The sequence below is a fragment of the Sphingobacterium sp. NGMCC 1.201703 genome (assembly GCF_047784615.1).
Lineage (GTDB): Bacteria > Bacteroidota > Bacteroidia > Sphingobacteriales > Sphingobacteriaceae > Sphingobacterium.
Genome location: NZ_JBLOHD010000001.1, coordinates 263677 through 280049, shown reverse-complemented (window position 1 = coordinate 280049; position 16373 = coordinate 263677). Strand labels below are relative to the sequence as shown.

Sequence of the window (16373 nt, the reverse complement as noted above, 5' to 3'; positions counted from 1 at the left end):
TTTAACCAATCGCGCTTCGATTGTGACCAAAACCCAGCATTGGAAGAAAATAATAAAGGGGTACTTTGCTTGACAAAGTACCCCTTTATTGTTGGCCTATCGTACCGTTATTTTAAAGTAACATCCAGGTAAACGGAGTGTCGTCCGTAGCTATCATAGAATGGCTTAAAATCAACTCCATCAATCTTGAAAGCCAAGCGTTGCGGATCACCTGTGATAGATTTGCTGATATCTTGCGCGTCAAGCGTCACTTTACGCCAGTCTTTTCTAGCCTCAGGCTCTTGAGCAGCCAATAAGATCGGTCCATAAAATAAACTTGCAATATTTTGTTGATCCATGACCGGATCCAGGTGAAACTGAAATGGCATTTTGAGCCTAATACGATCGCCATTCTTCCAATTGCGACTCAGTTTCAAATACGTACCGGGCTGCGCCTGTACCTGCTGGTCTTTCCCATTAATAGTCACATAAAATCCCTTGGTTGCCCAGCTGGGCACCCGAACATGCAGATCAAATTTGCCATTCCCCTTTATGGTCAGCTCCGTCTCGTCTTGCTTTGGAAAGCTAGTAGTCTGCTGCACAGTCAGCTTACGTTCTGTCCATTCCAAGGTTGAGGGAATAAATAGATTGACGTATAAAGCCTGATCATCCCGGCTTTTAAAATAAATACTATGCTGCAATTTGGTGCTACTCTCAATTGCGGTACCGTTACAACAGGTAAAGCCAGTCATATTGGGATTTCCAAATTGCTTTATTGCTCCAGGCCGCAGTGGTACATGGTAGGTATTAGCCGGCGTATTTTCAGCAACCGAAGCTAAAATATGGTTATACAAACCGCGTTCGTAGTAATCCATATATTCGGCGCGTTGATCAAAAAGAAACAGGTCGCTTGTTAATTTCAGCATATTGTAAGTTGCACAAGTTTCATTCTGTCCACCTTCAGAAAAACCATTTTCATATAGGGTCGCTGGTTCTGCCGTAAAAACCTCTGCATTGGCGGGATTGCGTGCCCCCGCTACACCGCCAATGCTATACATGTAATCATTGACTGCTTTATACCAGAAATTGTCTGCCACCCGGTAGTATTCCGGCAGATTGGAAACCTGGTAGAGCTCGATGCTGCCCACTACCTGTGGAATATGCTGATTGGCATGCAATCCACGAAATGTATCGACATTCTTGGCCAATCCATGTTCATGATTCGCATTACCAAAGAACATATCGATGTTATCAAACAACTGTGCGGTTTTCAAATAATGTTCCTTTCGGGTGATGCGGTAGAGATGTGCCATCGCCTCATTCATTCCGCCAAATTCGCCAGCAATATATGTGTTCCACATTTGTATCAGCGTTTCCTTGGGCAGCCGGCTAAGGCGTGCATGCACCCAGTCTGCCATCCCTGTGGCTACCTGTAACGCCTTTTGATTACCGCTCACTTCGTAAATATCAATTAATCCGGCCAAAATTTTATGCAAGGTATAATAAGGCGCCCAAACCTGGGTTTTCTGTCCACCATACTTCGCTCCTTTTTCCAGCATAATAAATTGATCTGGCGGATAAGCGCTGATATAACCGACACCCCAATTCCAATAATCCGTCCGGATCCCTTCGCGGCTCAGATCCGAGTCATAAGCTGATTTGCCGGGTCCATAAGGTACGGCAGTTGGATCAGCTGTAGCCACAGCACTTGCTTGCTGCGGTTTACCCGACAATTGAGCCAGTTCGTACAAGGTATTCACCATGTAGGTCATTTTCTCGGCAAAATTAGCCTGCAACGTTTTATCATAGCTTGTACTCGCATAAGCCTGCGCGATCGCAGTCAGATAATGCCCCGTTGCGTGGCCCCGGAGCTTGGTGTCCTGACTATCCCATACCCCCAAAGGCTGGGCTCCTTCGGGCTGCGGTTTCCCAAATGCATCGCGAAACATATATAGAAACGAGTTGGGGTCAGTCTTTGCTAAGGTGTTGATAAACTTATCGCGATTTTCAATAAATTTTGTTTGCTGGTTATCTGCGTCTGCTTGTAAGGAGACCTGATTCAGTGCAAAAGCCGCCAACTTCAGCGCCGGTGCCGAGGGGGCCTTGCTGGCCTTTACAGTCACGATTGCTTTAGGCTGTATAGCTGTTCCCGGAACCCGGCCTGTAATGGTATACCGTCCAGCTTCCAGGACGGTACTGTTATCATGGGGCGAAGGCCACAATACCCGCACTTTGGGTCCAACAATATTCTCTTGATATATTCCCGGCACATAACTTGGTAAGCGCGGTAAATCGCCTAATGCCGTTTCCACCTGCAAGTCTGGCACCGCCACTAAGTAAGCATTATAGAGTTGCGCCCGGGTAATTGGAAACTCTGGCAAATTATCCTCCACCTTGGTTACATTTACAGCCCGATTACTAACGCCGCGCTGCGAATTGGTATAAATTCCAGTCAGCTGATTTTTAGTCAGCGGAACACGGTAGATCCGAAAATCATGCAACATGCCATCCAATGTCGATGATCCCGTCAGCAGTGATTTTCCGATATATAATTTGTTTTTTTCGCCAGCAGTTCCAAAAACTTCTGTCAACTCACGCGGGATCTGTTGCGATTCTGCGACAGGTATAGCATCTACATAAGTCCGCATCGTTTTAGCCGGAATATCCACCACAATGGTCAGATAAACCCACTTATTCAATTGCAATGATGGAGCAACAGCTCCTTTTTGATTATTTTTACCTGTAGTCATTAAACTTTGGAAGCCAGCCTGCGTGCTCGTCCCGAAAGGAGCGGCAAAGAAATGTTTATGCCCATCCTTTCCAAAGTCAAAAAAAACCTGATCCTTTTTTTCCGAACGCAGGTAAATCCAGCCCGATATACTCAAGGATTCCATATCGGTCAATGCATCAGCAGGTATCTGAACAAAATCATTTTTTTCACCCGATAATGACAATACTTTGCCAAAGCGCTTATCGTTGATAAATGTCGCATTTTGGCCAGCTGTAGCGTGCAGGTTGTTGCGCGACCAATCTTTCAGATCGCCATTAAAGACATATCGCGCGATCATGCCCGTCTCGCCGATTCCATCCAATATTTGATCCCCGCTTTGTGCCTGTAACTGGCTCAGCCCCTTCGTTAGGACCATGGCCATGAGGATAATACGTAAAAGAACTCTGTAACTTTTCATCTCTATCTCTTTATGAGCTCAAAAGCTCGATTATTGTTCGTTAATAAGCATTCCATGCTGGTGGTTCGACACCAAGTAGGTGTTTGACAAAATAATCGCGACGTTTCTTTTCTCCGAAATCACCACCGGAAGCATGTCCCATACCCGGAACCATAATAAAGTCGTGATCTTTACCATGCTTGATCAGCTGATTGACAAATTGATAGGTCGAAGCAGGATCCACATTATCATCCAGCTCCCCCACGATCAACAGCAGCTTGCCTTCCAGTCGATATGCGTTTTCGATGTTAGAACAGGCAGCATATTCAGGCCCGATCGGCCAGCCCATCCATTGTTCATTCCACCATATTTTGTCCATCCGGTTATCATGACAGCCACAGGAGGAAACTCCGACCTTATAAAATTCGGGATGAAACAACAGGGCTCCGGCAGCGGACTGTCCACCCGCAGAAGTCCCGAATATGCCAACTTTTTCAATGTCCATATAGGGATATTGAAGTGCTGCAGCCTTCATCCAGGCAATACGGTCTGGAAAACCAGCATCTTTTAGGTTTTTCCAGGCGACATCCTGAAATGCCTTCGAGCGGTTGGACGTGCCCATGCCGTCAATCTGAACAACGATAAAACCCAGTTCAGCCAGCTCGACAAGCCCTGCCGGATTAGCAGAAAATGATTTCGGGACAAAGGCGCTATGTGGACCGGCATAGATATACTCAATTACCGGATATTTTTTGTTCGGGTCAAAATTTCTCGGCCGCACAATGATGCCCCAAATATCGGTTTTACCATCCCTACCCAGCGACTTAAACACCTCAGGCTTGCGCCATCCGCTAGCTTCCAGATCCGAGATATCCGCCTGTTCCAGCTTCATGATGATCTGTCCATCTGTCACCCGACGTAATACCGCCTGTGGAGCTTGGTCCACACGAGAGTAGAGATCGACAAATAAGGAATGATCCGAATTGAATGTTGCCTGGTGATTAGCTGCTTCTGGAGTAAGTTCTTTCAAGCCCTTCCCATCAAGACCAATCGTATAATAATGGATTAGATACGGGTCCTCGCCCTTGTGCATGCCACTGGCTTCAAAAATAATATTTTTGTTATCCTCATCCACATGGACGACCTTACGCACCACCCAATTCCCCTTTGTAATCTGACGCTTCAAAGCACCAGTTTTGGCATCGAACAGATACAGATGGTTCCATCCATCGCGTTCCGAAGCCCAGATAATATCCGCCGATTTTTTAAGATCATAGCGATATTTTTTTCCGCTATAATCAATAAATGTGGCGCTTCGCTCGGAGATAATTGCTTGTGTTTTGCCGTCTATGGCACTGAGTTCCATAACGTCGTAACGTTGGTGACCACGCTGATTATATTCAAAGGTGATCCCGCTATTGTCCGATTTCCAGACGGGTCCAGACAGTGAAAACTGATTGGCGACCTGGGCAGGATCTACCGACATCAGCCGCCCATCTACTACATCAATAATAGTTGGATAATATTGAGACAATGCATCGCCCGGTTTATTATAATCCCGAGTTTGTAACTTAGGCTGTAATTGATCGGTTGGCGAAGATTCCAATAAGGTCAACTGTCTGATTTCAGCCTTTCTCACTTTTGACACCGCCAACCTTTTTGAATCATTGGACCATAAGATACGTGCACTATAATACTCTCCGGGGCTTCCATCAAAGGTCAACTGCCGCTCAGTTTTTGCATCCGATTTTTTACTGCTGTATACATTATTATTTTTGATATAGGCTGTATAGACTTTATCGGGCGACTCTACCGGTTCACCTTTACTATCATCCCAGCGCGCTCCCCAATAGCCCCCCGATCTACGGTCTGTGCCCGTTGAAGGAATATCCCGCAATTTGCTCAACTTATTTTCCACAGTATTCCACTTCCAGACCGCTTTCTCTTCCGTGAATTCCACTTCGTTCGCCGTCAGGACTTTCAAATCCCTTCCCCACAAAACTCCCAATTCTACCGCTTTGCCTGACAGATCTGACAGCTGCTTTTCAATGGCAGCAACATCAGTTTCTATTGTTTTCTTCGTCGCTACATCCACTAGATATAAGCTTCGTTTCCCATCTTTGCGATTCACGCGATACGAAAAGCGATCTCCTTTTTCAGACCAGATCACCTGTTGTGGCACCTGATACACCTTAGCAAACGAACTTCTGATCTCTTTGGCACGTTTATAATCCTCCACTGTCCCCTGCGCCATCCCTGTAAGCTGCAATAGCAGTAATAAAACAGCCGTAAATGTTGACTTCATATGTATTGTTTTTTATATCGTATATATTAATCTGCCGTTCATCGCACCCAGGCAGCATTGAAAATCAGCGAGCTTACGTCTTCAGGTTTTTCTGTTTCACAACATAATAGAGTGGTATCCCCAATAGCGTGATGATAATACCGGGCCAGGTAAACTGCGGTTTATAGATCACCAACAAAATAATAAACGAGATGCCCATCACAATATAGATGGCCGGAATAAAGGGATAGCCAAAAGCCCGATAAGGCCGCGGTACATCCGGACGTTTATGTCTTAACCAAAAGATGCCGATGATACAGAGCACATAGAACATCACCACCACACAGGTAATCATATCCAGCAGGTCACCGTATTTACCGGTCAGACACCATATCGATGCAACGACTGCCTGCAACCACAGGGCGTAAGCTGGTACCGCATGCTTATTTAACCTTGCTGTTTTCTTAAAAAACAAACCATCCTTAGCCATGGAATAATAGATCCTTGCACCAGCGAGGATAAGTCCGTTATTGCAGCCAAAAGTGCTGACCATAATCATAATCGCCAGGACGGCTATGCCCAGGGGACCAAAAATTTCCTGCGCTACCAGCATGGCCACGCGGTCTTTTGGTGCGCTGGCCATCTGCTCGATTGTTAATACACCCGTATACATCAGATTGGTCAAAATATAGATCACTGTTACAACCAGTGTACCCAGCGCCAGGCTCAATCCAATGTTGCGTTGCGGATTCTTGATCTCGCCTGCTACCGCAGCAGAGGAATGCCAGGAGTCACTGCTGAACAATGCCCCGACCAATGCAGCAGATACGGCGCCAAATGCACCAAAAGTGGCATAAGCGGCTGTCGATCCGTCCACATTTAAATGCTGTAGATCCCATCTGTTCGATGTGGACCAATTTTGGTTCCATACCTCCAGATCGAAAGCCGCAAAACCGAATATGACCAATAAAACTAAACTTAATATTTTGATCAATGTCAGCACCGTCTGAATTGTTTTACCATGCTTTACACCGCCGGTGTTGATACGGGTGAGCAGTAAAATAACAGCGATAGCCAACAGCTGCGCCGATGAAATATGATAGTCACCGATGAGCAACAGGTAAACATCCTCATCAAGTACAGGAAACAAATAAGCTGTAAACTTGGCAAAAGCTACTCCCACAGCTGCAATCGTCGCCGTCTGGATGACCGCAAAAAAAGTCCATCCAAACGTAAAACTGACCACTGGACCGTAGGCTTCTTTGAGATAAATATACTGCCCACCGGCTTTCGGAAACATGGCACTGAGTTCGCCATAACTCAAGGCTGCAGCTAGGGTCATAAATCCGCAGATCACCCATACCAACATCAGCCAGCCGGCAGAGCCCGTATTTCTGGCGATATCCGACGATACAATAAAGATTCCCGAGCCGATCATACTGCCGGCAACGAGCATTGTGGCATCCAACAGTCCCAATGACTTTTTGAATTCCTGCCTATTTTGTTGACTACGCATAATTTAGGGTTAGGTTGCGCTTACTTAAAATTGTAGAATTTCCAAGTTGCCTGATGGTTAGGTTCGAGCTTTTGGTCTGTTAAGATGGCCCTTAGCATCTCCATGGGCAAGTAATTTTCCTTGATGACCCGGTCATGAAATTCGCTGTAGGACATTTTACCCGATCCCACCAATTCATCACTGATACTCAGTAACTGCAAACCGCCGATCAAATAAGCCAATTGATATAAGGGGTCGTAAGCACCTTCGAAAGACCGCTTCACTTCACCATGTGCGTTTGCAGGCTCATGGCCGACCTGATCAACTAGATAATCAATACATTGCTGGGGTGTCCATTCACCCAAATGAAATTTGATACTGAAGGTGATCCGCGCACAACGGTGCATCCTCCAAAATAACATACCGATACGTTCTTCGGCTGTCTTTGCAAATCCCATCCGATAGAGCAGCAATTCCCAATATAAGGTCCAGCCTTCGGTCCAGAATGGCGTATTGAAATTTTGCTCGCGGTAAGGCTTGTAGCGTTTGTTCATAAAGTACTGCAGATGATGCCCCGGATTGAGTTCGTGCTGCACTGTACCTAACGAAAAATGCGGATTATTCCCTCGCATACTCATCATCTTCTGCTCATAGGTCATCGTGTTGGTCGGATAGGAAATACTGATCTCACGTCCGCCCGTAAAAAAAGGATTGACTAATTGCCGTTCAGGCGTCATCATGATCATTCCCCAGGTTTCATCCGCCAGTTCCGGAATATCGATCAGATCATGCTGTTTGATGAATGTCTGGGCCCGGTCATATAATGCATTGATCAGAGCGGGCTGCTGGCCTTCGGGTACATAGGTATTTTTAACTTTTTCCTGCGCTGCTTTCCAATCGTTGCCAAACCCCATCTCATGGGAAGCTTTTAACAGCTCCGACAGGCACCATGCCCACTCCTTGTCAGCAATGCGCAATAACTCATCCGCATCATAAGCGATCATTTCCTCGCGCAATTTTTTATTGAGCGCCACTTTTCCAATCGGCTGCCCACCAATATTACTACCATCATTAAACACTTTCCAGTTGCTCTTTGCCTGCAATACGTCTTTGTATTGGATCAACTTTTCGTTTAAATGTTCATAAGATTTGGGCACCCACCAGGTAAACAAGGGGTCATAGCCATTATAAAAATCGTACGCGCTCTCCAGACGTAACCGCAATGACTCCACCATGTTGACCAGAAAATTGACATCCGTTGATTCGATCGCAGCAACATTGGCTAACTTTTGGGTCGCCGCATCCACCTGCTCTGCCGTTTTCTCGAGTATGATAGCAACATCCTTTCCCACAACAGTGGCACCTCTACGACGTTGCTGTTCAAATTGAAAGATATTGTCGGCAAAGGGCAAGTAGAGTTTTAGTCGATTGTAAGAAGCTAATGCTTCTTTGAGTTCATCCTGATGTCGCCGCACTTTTTGGTTGAGCAGAATATAATCGACCTGGCCATTGGTATTTAAACGTGTATAGTCAAATTTTTTAAGTTCGGCCAGGTAACCATCGTCTATCTTGACTAGCCTATTGATCTGCTCGGGCGAGGCTGCCGACTGCTGAAATCCCCAGTTTTTAGGCATCGGGCCGTAAAAATAATTGACCGCTTCCAAGTCTTGGCGATACTGGATGATATAAGGTTCAATAGGTGTTGTGTGTTGATACAAATCCATATTTTGGGCATCTGTTAGCGAAGAAGCCGTGCAAAGCACGCCAATGACTATAAATTTCTTTACGTTAGGGTCAGTGTTGTTTCTCTTCATCTTTTCGATTTATTGTTGACTATTGAAACCAATCTGTACTAAATGCCGAGATATTTGCTGTTCAAATCCATTTCACTCCTTACGCTACCGGATGCTGCCAATCGGGTAAAATGACTCCGCACGATCATTCCTACATTGTCATAGGAACAATTGTTCTGTCTGTCAGCCTGCTCTGAAATCTGAACTTCCCGGCCATCCTGTAAGAGGTAATACGTGCTGCAATAGTTGGTCTTCAATTGAGTAATTTATAATTTTCTTATTCAAAGAAAGCAACTCTACAAACAGCAAACTAACCAGCTTTTAATCATTACTTACTGGATATTGACATTTACAATTATTCGTAAAGTAAATGCCTGTAATTAGCGATATACATCTTGGGTGAGATGCCGAGAATGCTTCTAAAAACCCGGTTAAAATTAGTGACACTATTAAATCCCGAACTATAAGCAACTCTTGAAATACTATCATAATCTTCCTTGCCCAATAAGCGACAGGCTTCTCTTACCCGCAATTCGTTTACATACGAAACGAAAGTTTTACCGGTACTTTTCTTGAAATATCGGCAGAATGCCTGGGGGGTAAGATTAGCCTTTTCGGCGATTTCATTTAAACTAATATGCTCCTTATAGTTGTTATCCAGAAAATCACATAACGATGTTATCCTAAAGGAGCTTCCAGTTCCAAAATCAGCAGTCGCCACTCCTGTAAGAGGTTTAAGTTTGAACGAAAGCCGGTTTAACGATTTCAACAGGTAAAAGAAACTTACGAGCTGACCTAAACTATCCGCATTCTTCAGCGATTCTATCCTCCGGCTTACCTGAGCCAGATATGTTTTAGGAACCTGAAAACCACGACCATTTTTATCGATAAAATCCAGTAGCATACTTAATTCAGGCAAATTTAAAATCCCCGATAAAGTGCCTTTTAAATTGAAGAAGACAGAAACAGATTGTACAAACCTATCCATAGAATCATTTTTAAAGACGTGAGCCTGATTCGAACCTAATAAGAAAATATCGCCATGTTCAAAACAATGCACATTATCATCGACCAATAGCTGCCCTGAGCCCTCCTTAATCCAAATCAACTGATACTCCTCGTGACGATGCATATAAGGATAAAATTTATCCAACAAATCCTCCTGAATAAAAACAGTCCTATCCTTAGGAATAGGAACTTGGTATTGAATTGGTTTCATAAATTAGAATCGTTAAGTTGAAATGATTTTCAATAAAGTGTCATTTATACATTAAATTTACTATTTAGCTATTTACAAAACAATCCGTTCATGTAAAATATCAAAAATGTATTAGCTTAGGTTAAAATCTGGCAATTAATAGAGATCCTAATCAATCAAATTTGTAGTAATTCACTTTATAGTCCTATTATAGAATTATAAATTGCTAAACCTGACAATATGAATTTAAAAAATAGTTACTATATCCTCATTACCTTACTTTATATCCTACTGACCAATGCTGCATTTAGCCAACAGGAGGAGCACCCCGTATGGAAAGCTACTAAAAACCAGCCGGCGACTTTGGGTATTGATCAAGGAACTAAAAGCTTCACTTTAGCGCAGCTGAAAATAAAGGTATTCAATCACTCACAGACGCTATCAGCCTTTCAACAGGTCGATGGCGATGCTGCTTTCGACTATACACCGGTGGAAATGTTAGCCAAGCGCGACCGTAACGGTTTCTTTCATATCGGTGACATCAACATCAGCTTGAGACGTCGCGGAGAAATGCAATGGTCGAGTTATTCTTCGGCTAAAGACCGCAAAAAGGTCATCGCATTGCCTCAGTCCAAAACGATCTTGGCTGCTGCTGACATCAGTCCAACATTAGGGGACATTCCCTTACAGGTCAAGCGCAGTTGGGAGAATGTAGGGGGTGATCTTGTCCTGAAATTTCAACTCAGTAATCCGACCGATCAAGCGATTGAAATCGGGGCTTTGGGAATTCCACTTCCATTCAATAATAATATGGACCGGAAGGATCTGAATCAGGCACATGCACAAAATGTATTTTTCGATCCCTATATCGGAAAAGATGCGGGCTATCTCCAAGTAAACCATCTGCATGGAAATGGACCAAGCTTATTGGTAATCCCTTACAGCAATGCCGGATTTGAAGCCTACAACCCTTTACTTGATGACCCTACGCCCAGAAGTATTACTTTCGAAGGCTTCCATGAGTGGATGATCCATAGCAAAGCACTTGCCGAAACGTCCTGGAAGGGCATAGAACAGTGGAATATCCCGACCTCGACGCTCCTACAACCAAAACAATCCAAAACTTTTGCCCTCAAGTTTGTCTTGGCTCCGGGCATTAAAGAAATTGAGCGTACCCTGTTAAAGAATCATAGACCTGTGGCCATTGGTGCTCCCGGCTATGTCGTTCCCTTGGATAATCCGGTTAAATTGTTTATAAAACATAACAAGGCGATTAAAAACATTGCGGTCTATCCGGAAGGCGCTCTAAGCGTTAGCAAGCTAAAAGACAGCCCACAGCAATGGCATCACTTTGAGATCAAAGGTCAGCGGTGGGGACGTGCACGTCTGACTATTACCTATCAGGATGGCATCGAACAAAGCATTCATTACAAAGTCATTAAGTCCGAAAAAGATGTGGTCAATGATCTTGGACATTTCTTGACGACTACCCAATGGTTCGAAAATGACAAGGACCTGTTTGGCAGGTCACCCGCTGTGATTAGCTACGATTATGAAGAAAAGAAATTAGTCACCCAAGAGCCACGCGCTTGGTATGCCGGTTTGAGCGATGAAGCCGGGGCTGCCAGCTGGCTAGCAGCCATCATGAAGCAGATCTTGCAGCCCAATCGCACCGAGATCGCAAAATTGAAACGCTTTGTGCATGAAACGATGTATGGCCGAATCCAGCACAAGAAAGGTGATCAAAAATACGGCGTTGTCAAAAGCTTATTTTATTACGAGCCTGATTCCATGCCGGCAGGCACCTACCAAACAGACATCAACTGGAAGACCTGGTCGGCATGGCCTAAAAAAGAGGCGGATAACATCGGTCGTTCGTATAACTATCCACATGTCGCTGCTGCCCATTGGGTCATGTACCGACTCGCCCGCGATTATCAGGATCTTATCCGGGAAGAGCGATGGAATGTTTATCTAGACCGTGCTTTTCAAACCAGTATGGCGATGATCGAGAAAGCACCTTATTATGCACAATTTGGCCAAATGGAAGGCAGCATTTTTTTGCTTATCCTCCATGATTTGCGCCGTGAGGGAATGACAGCTGAAGCGAATCAATTGGAAGCAGTGATGCGCAAACGGGCCGAACATTGGAAAAGCCTCGCTTATCCCTTTGGAAGTGAAATGCCCTGGGACTCTACTGGACAAGAAGAAGTCTATTTATGGTCCCGGTATTTTGGTTTTGACGACAAAACCCGGGTTACCTTAAATGCCATCCTCGCCTATATGCCTACCGTCCCCCATTGGGGATACAATGGTAGTGCCCGCCGCTACTGGGATTTTGTCTATGGCGGAAAATTATCCCGGATCGAGCGTCAGCTGCATCATTATGGTTCAGCCTTAAACGCAATCCCGGTATTGACGGAATACCGTGACCATCCAGATGATTTCTATCTGCTTCGTGTAGGCCATGCTGGTATGATGGGCGCATTAGCCAATGTGACTGCAGACGGCTTTGGCCCGGCTGCCTTCCATTCTTACCCATCTACCCTAGCCAACGATGGTATTTCGGGCGACTACGGCACTGGATTTTATGGATATGCTGTCAATTCAGGCACCTATATCGTCGACCATCCAGAATTTGGCTGGTTGGCATTTAGTGGAAATCTTAAAGAAAATCGGGATACCATCGAAGTGGATATAAAAACAGCTTCTAAAGGCCGTATTTTCTTAGCAAAAGAAAATTTGTGGCTGACCACGGATGCCGGAGAAATCGAAACCCTGACCTACAATCAAAAGGATAAAAGCATAGTCTTACAATTTAATCAATCCGTACTCCTACCCCATATATTGCTCAATATCAATCCAGAGAGTGGGTATATCGTTGAAGGCCTCGAAAACAAAGACAGATTCAACCGATATGAAGTTCCATCTTCCACAAGCAGTCTAATCCTTAGAAAAACAAAATAACGTATACTTCTTGTGATTCCTACTTCCTCATCTTTAAAAATGCCCTTCTGGTCGAACAAAACCCATATCGCGGAGCATATCAGCTACCGTAGGATCCAAAGGGCATTACCATTGTCTCCATGTTAAAGACATTGGCATTCAACGTGCGCTCTAATTCAGTCGGATAGACTAAGTCCAAACTGCTGCAGTTCAGAACTAAACTCCTCCAGCTCGGATAATTAGGATTACAGCCAAACATTAACGTGATAGACCGTAAGGCATCGAAGGAGGAATTACTTATTCGAGTTGGCACTTAAACTATTTTCACTTAGCTACTTTGGTAATTGCTCCCTGTGAATATCGGTCAGTACCTGATAAAGATCCTCAGGTTTAACAGGTTTTAATAACCATTGCTTAATTTCCAATGACTCACAAACAGCGACAACATTGCTCTCCTGTGGATCAAATATGGGAATAATAGGCTGTATATATTTTTCATTAAAAATCTTTTCCCGAATCTTCTTTATCGTGTCTATGCCACTCATAATAGGCAAGTCGTTCATCATGAGAATTGCTCCATAGCGGCTGCCGCGCATCAAAAGTTGCAAGACTTCGAACCCATTCTTTGCCTGTAGCACAGCGATATTTTTTTTTGTCAATAGCTGGACCAAGCTTTCCCCTTCCCATTCATCATCGGCAACGACCAGGACAGTGCCAATAGATGCCAGCTCCTTCCAATCTTCTGTTTCCCAAATAGAACGTAAGTCAAGGTCGAAAAAGAAATGGCTTCCGACAGTAACCGTACTTTCCAACTGCAGTTCACTGCCCATCATTTTTAGCAGGCGATTGGAAATCGTGAGCCCCAGACCTGTACCCCCATAGCGTTTGGTCATTGAAGTATCCTCCTGCGAAAAGGCTTCAAAGATCTTTGCCTGCTTATCTTCGGGTATACCTATGCCGGTATCCCGAACGCTGAAACGCAGTACAGCAGTTTCGGCCTTACGGGACAGAACGGAGATTTTAAATGTAATGTTTCCTTTCGCGGTAAATTTGATGGCATTGCTCATTAGGTTCATCAGCACTTGTTTGATACGAAGTGCGTCTGTCCAAATATAACTTGGCACCTCGGGTGCGATATCTAAATAGAATTCCAGGCCTTTGCCTGCGATCTGAACATTAAAAAGTTTATTCAGCTGATTGATAAGTTCATTAAGGTCGGTTTGCTCAATTTCCAATTCCATTTTACCGGCTTCAATTTTGGAGAAATCCAGTATATCATTGATAATGCCTAACAATAATCCGATCGACTGTTCGACCATCCCTAAATACTCGCGCTGTGTCGCATCGAGATTGGTTCTGGTCAATAAATCGGTAAAGCCTACTATTCCATTCAGGGGAGTGCGTATTTCGTGGCTCATATTGGCCAAAAACTCGGACTTTGCCATACTTGCCTGCTCAGCAAGTCCTTTTGCCCTTTCAAGCTCTTTATGCTGTTGAATAATTTTGCTGATATCTGTAGCTACACCAAGATATCCGATGACCTTCTCCTCGATGTTTCTGATAATGGTCACGGCTAAAGAAACAAACAATTGAGAGCCGTCTTTGCGGATGTAAGTCCATTCACGTTGCTCCGAACCATACAGTTCAGCTTTTTCCACAAAAACCCTGAATCCTTTGACAGGGTATCCCAGCTCTGTGGATAGCTCAGTTTCCCTTGATGCTAACTCGCTCTGTAAATGAAAATGTACCGGACTTAATTTACCGATTATTTCTTCGCTGGCATAGCCCAAAAGATTTTCGGCACCTTTATTAAACAACGTTATTGTGCCTTCGATATCTGTGGCGATAATGGCAACCGCAGAAGTGGCCTCGAGGATATCCTCAAATAGTTTTTTTGAATTTGACGACTCCGCTTCCATTCTTTTACGTCTGTCAATATCCTGGAAGGTACCATAAAGCCGTACACAGACACCGTTTTCAAAATCAGCATTGCCCAATGCACGTATCCAAAGTGCATGCCCTTTAAAGGTGATAATTTCCAGTTCAAGATCCCAGGGCTCTCCAGTGGAAATAGCCTGCTCAATGGCCTGCTGGATTTTATTCCGGTGCACTCCTTCCTTGTAAAAATTCAGCGAGCTTGCAAGATCAGGCTCATAATCCTTTTCGACTTCATGGATCTCTTTGGTAATCTCGGACCAGATAATTTTTCCATTCTTCAGATTGTACTCCCAGCCACCGACCCGGGCAACCCGACCAGTCCTTGTCAACATTGCTTGGGTATGTTTTAGATCCTTCTCCAAATAATGCTGCTCAGTGATATCAACCGCATTACCAATTACATAAGCCTTCTTATTTCCGTTGGCCTGGAGAATATTATTAAACATCCAAATACGCATGCCCCCAGCACGTGTGACCGTACGCATTTCGCCTTTGACAATTCCTTTTTTTACAATTTCAACCAGGTAATCCCTAAGATTTAAATGGCCTTCCGCTGGCACAATATCAAAAAGCGAAAGCTTTTCTATTTCCTCTTTTTCATAGCCTAACAATCTGGCTCCAGCCTCATTCACGGTAATAAAATTGCCCTCGAGATCATGAGTACACATGAGACTCTGCGAGTGATCAAAAAAAGCTTTCAGCTTCTGCTCATTTTCTTTATATTTCTCCTTTTCTCGTCGATTGGTAATAAGCGTAACCACCTCATCCCGTAGCAGGGATAGGATGTGTTTCTGGTTTTCGTCGAGTTGCCTGGGCACCCTGTCAATAACGCATAACGCACCCAAAGAAAATCCATTGGCATCAACCAAGGGTAATCCAACGTAGTACCGGATATGAGGATCCGCCGTTACGAGCGAATTGAACTTAAACCGCTCATCTTCAGCAGCGTCCCGAACCTCCAATAATCGATCTTCTGTAAACGTATATTGACAAAAAGATAAATCGCGTGGCGTCTCTTCCACGTCGAGTCCAACGCGTGATTTAAACCATTGCCTTTCTTTGTCTACCAATGAAATTAAAGAGATAGGCATATCACAAACGCGTGAGGCGATCTCCGTGATACGATCGAATTCTGCTTCCGCAGCAGTGTCCAGAATTTCATATTCGTGCAGTGCCTGAATCCGTTGCGACTCATTCTTTGTCGGTGATTTTCCATCCATAAAATCACAAATAAAATTTATAAAAACAAGTTAAATTTCTACACCTTCATAACAAAAACACCAACAATCCTCCTCTCCCATCGGCAATTTACAATAACAGACAGTATAGACTAAACTCTAAACTAATATCGATTAATATATATAATATAGTGACTAACAAATGGTAGATAAAAATAGTTTATTAAAAAATAATGTTTCTTGAAACATAAGAACTAAGTAACGCAAAATGGACACTCGCTAAAACAAAAAAGTTTTCATTAAAACACATTTTTAACTACTTAAAAAATACAAGCTAAAGACGATTGATCACATAAAAATTACTTATTCCATTATAAATATAAAATTATGAAACG

The 16373-nt window shown here is 44.0% G+C and carries 8 protein-coding genes; 1 reads left to right on the top strand and 7 read right to left on the bottom strand.

From position 1 onward, the window contains the following. Positions 1–107: 107 nt before the first annotated feature. The 6 genes from ACK8HY_RS01170 to ACK8HY_RS01145 all read right to left on the bottom strand — a co-directional run bounded on the left by ACK8HY_RS01170 (position 108) and on the right by ACK8HY_RS01145 (position 9937). Complete coding sequence (locus ACK8HY_RS01170; protein WP_416132436.1) at positions 108–3167, bottom strand: beta-L-arabinofuranosidase domain-containing protein; 3060 nt, start codon at positions 3165–3167, stop codon at positions 108–110. 40 nt (positions 3168–3207) lie between these two features. Beyond that, positions 3208–5451 (bottom strand): prolyl oligopeptidase family serine peptidase, encoded by a 2244-nt coding sequence (locus tag ACK8HY_RS01165; RefSeq protein ID WP_416132435.1) that lies wholly within the window; start codon positions 5449–5451, stop codon positions 3208–3210. A gap of 73 nt (positions 5452–5524) precedes the next feature. Beyond that, positions 5525–6946, bottom strand: coding sequence for an APC family permease (locus ACK8HY_RS01160; protein ID WP_077436376.1), 1422 nt, complete (start codon positions 6944–6946; stop codon positions 5525–5527). 20 nt (positions 6947–6966) lie between these two features. Next, positions 6967–8739: a DUF885 family protein gene (locus ACK8HY_RS01155; protein WP_416132434.1), complete on the bottom strand. Its 1773-nt coding sequence runs from the start codon at positions 8737–8739 to the stop codon at positions 6967–6969. A 38-nt stretch (positions 8740–8777) separates the two neighbouring features. Continuing rightward, complete coding sequence (locus ACK8HY_RS01150) at positions 8778–8975, bottom strand: hypothetical protein (RefSeq protein WP_416132433.1); 198 nt, start codon at positions 8973–8975, stop codon at positions 8778–8780. A gap of 98 nt (positions 8976–9073) precedes the next feature. Beyond that, the gene (locus tag ACK8HY_RS01145) at positions 9074–9937 is read right to left on the bottom strand and encodes an AraC family transcriptional regulator (RefSeq protein WP_077436372.1); all 864 of its coding nucleotides are present in this window, start codon (positions 9935–9937) and stop codon (positions 9074–9076) included. 219 nt (positions 9938–10156) lie between these two features. Between ACK8HY_RS01145 and ACK8HY_RS01140 the strand changes: the two genes are divergently transcribed. Next, a complete protein-coding gene (locus ACK8HY_RS01140; protein WP_416132432.1) occupies positions 10157–12883 on the top strand; it encodes a DUF5695 domain-containing protein in 2727 nt (908 codons plus the stop codon). Between the two features lie 311 nt (positions 12884–13194). Here ACK8HY_RS01140 and ACK8HY_RS01135 read toward each other — a convergent pair whose 3' ends face one another. Then, positions 13195–16020, bottom strand: a complete 2826-nt coding sequence (locus ACK8HY_RS01135) for a PAS domain S-box protein (RefSeq protein ID WP_416132431.1) — start codon at positions 16018–16020, stop codon at positions 13195–13197. Positions 16021–16373 lie beyond the last annotated feature (353 nt).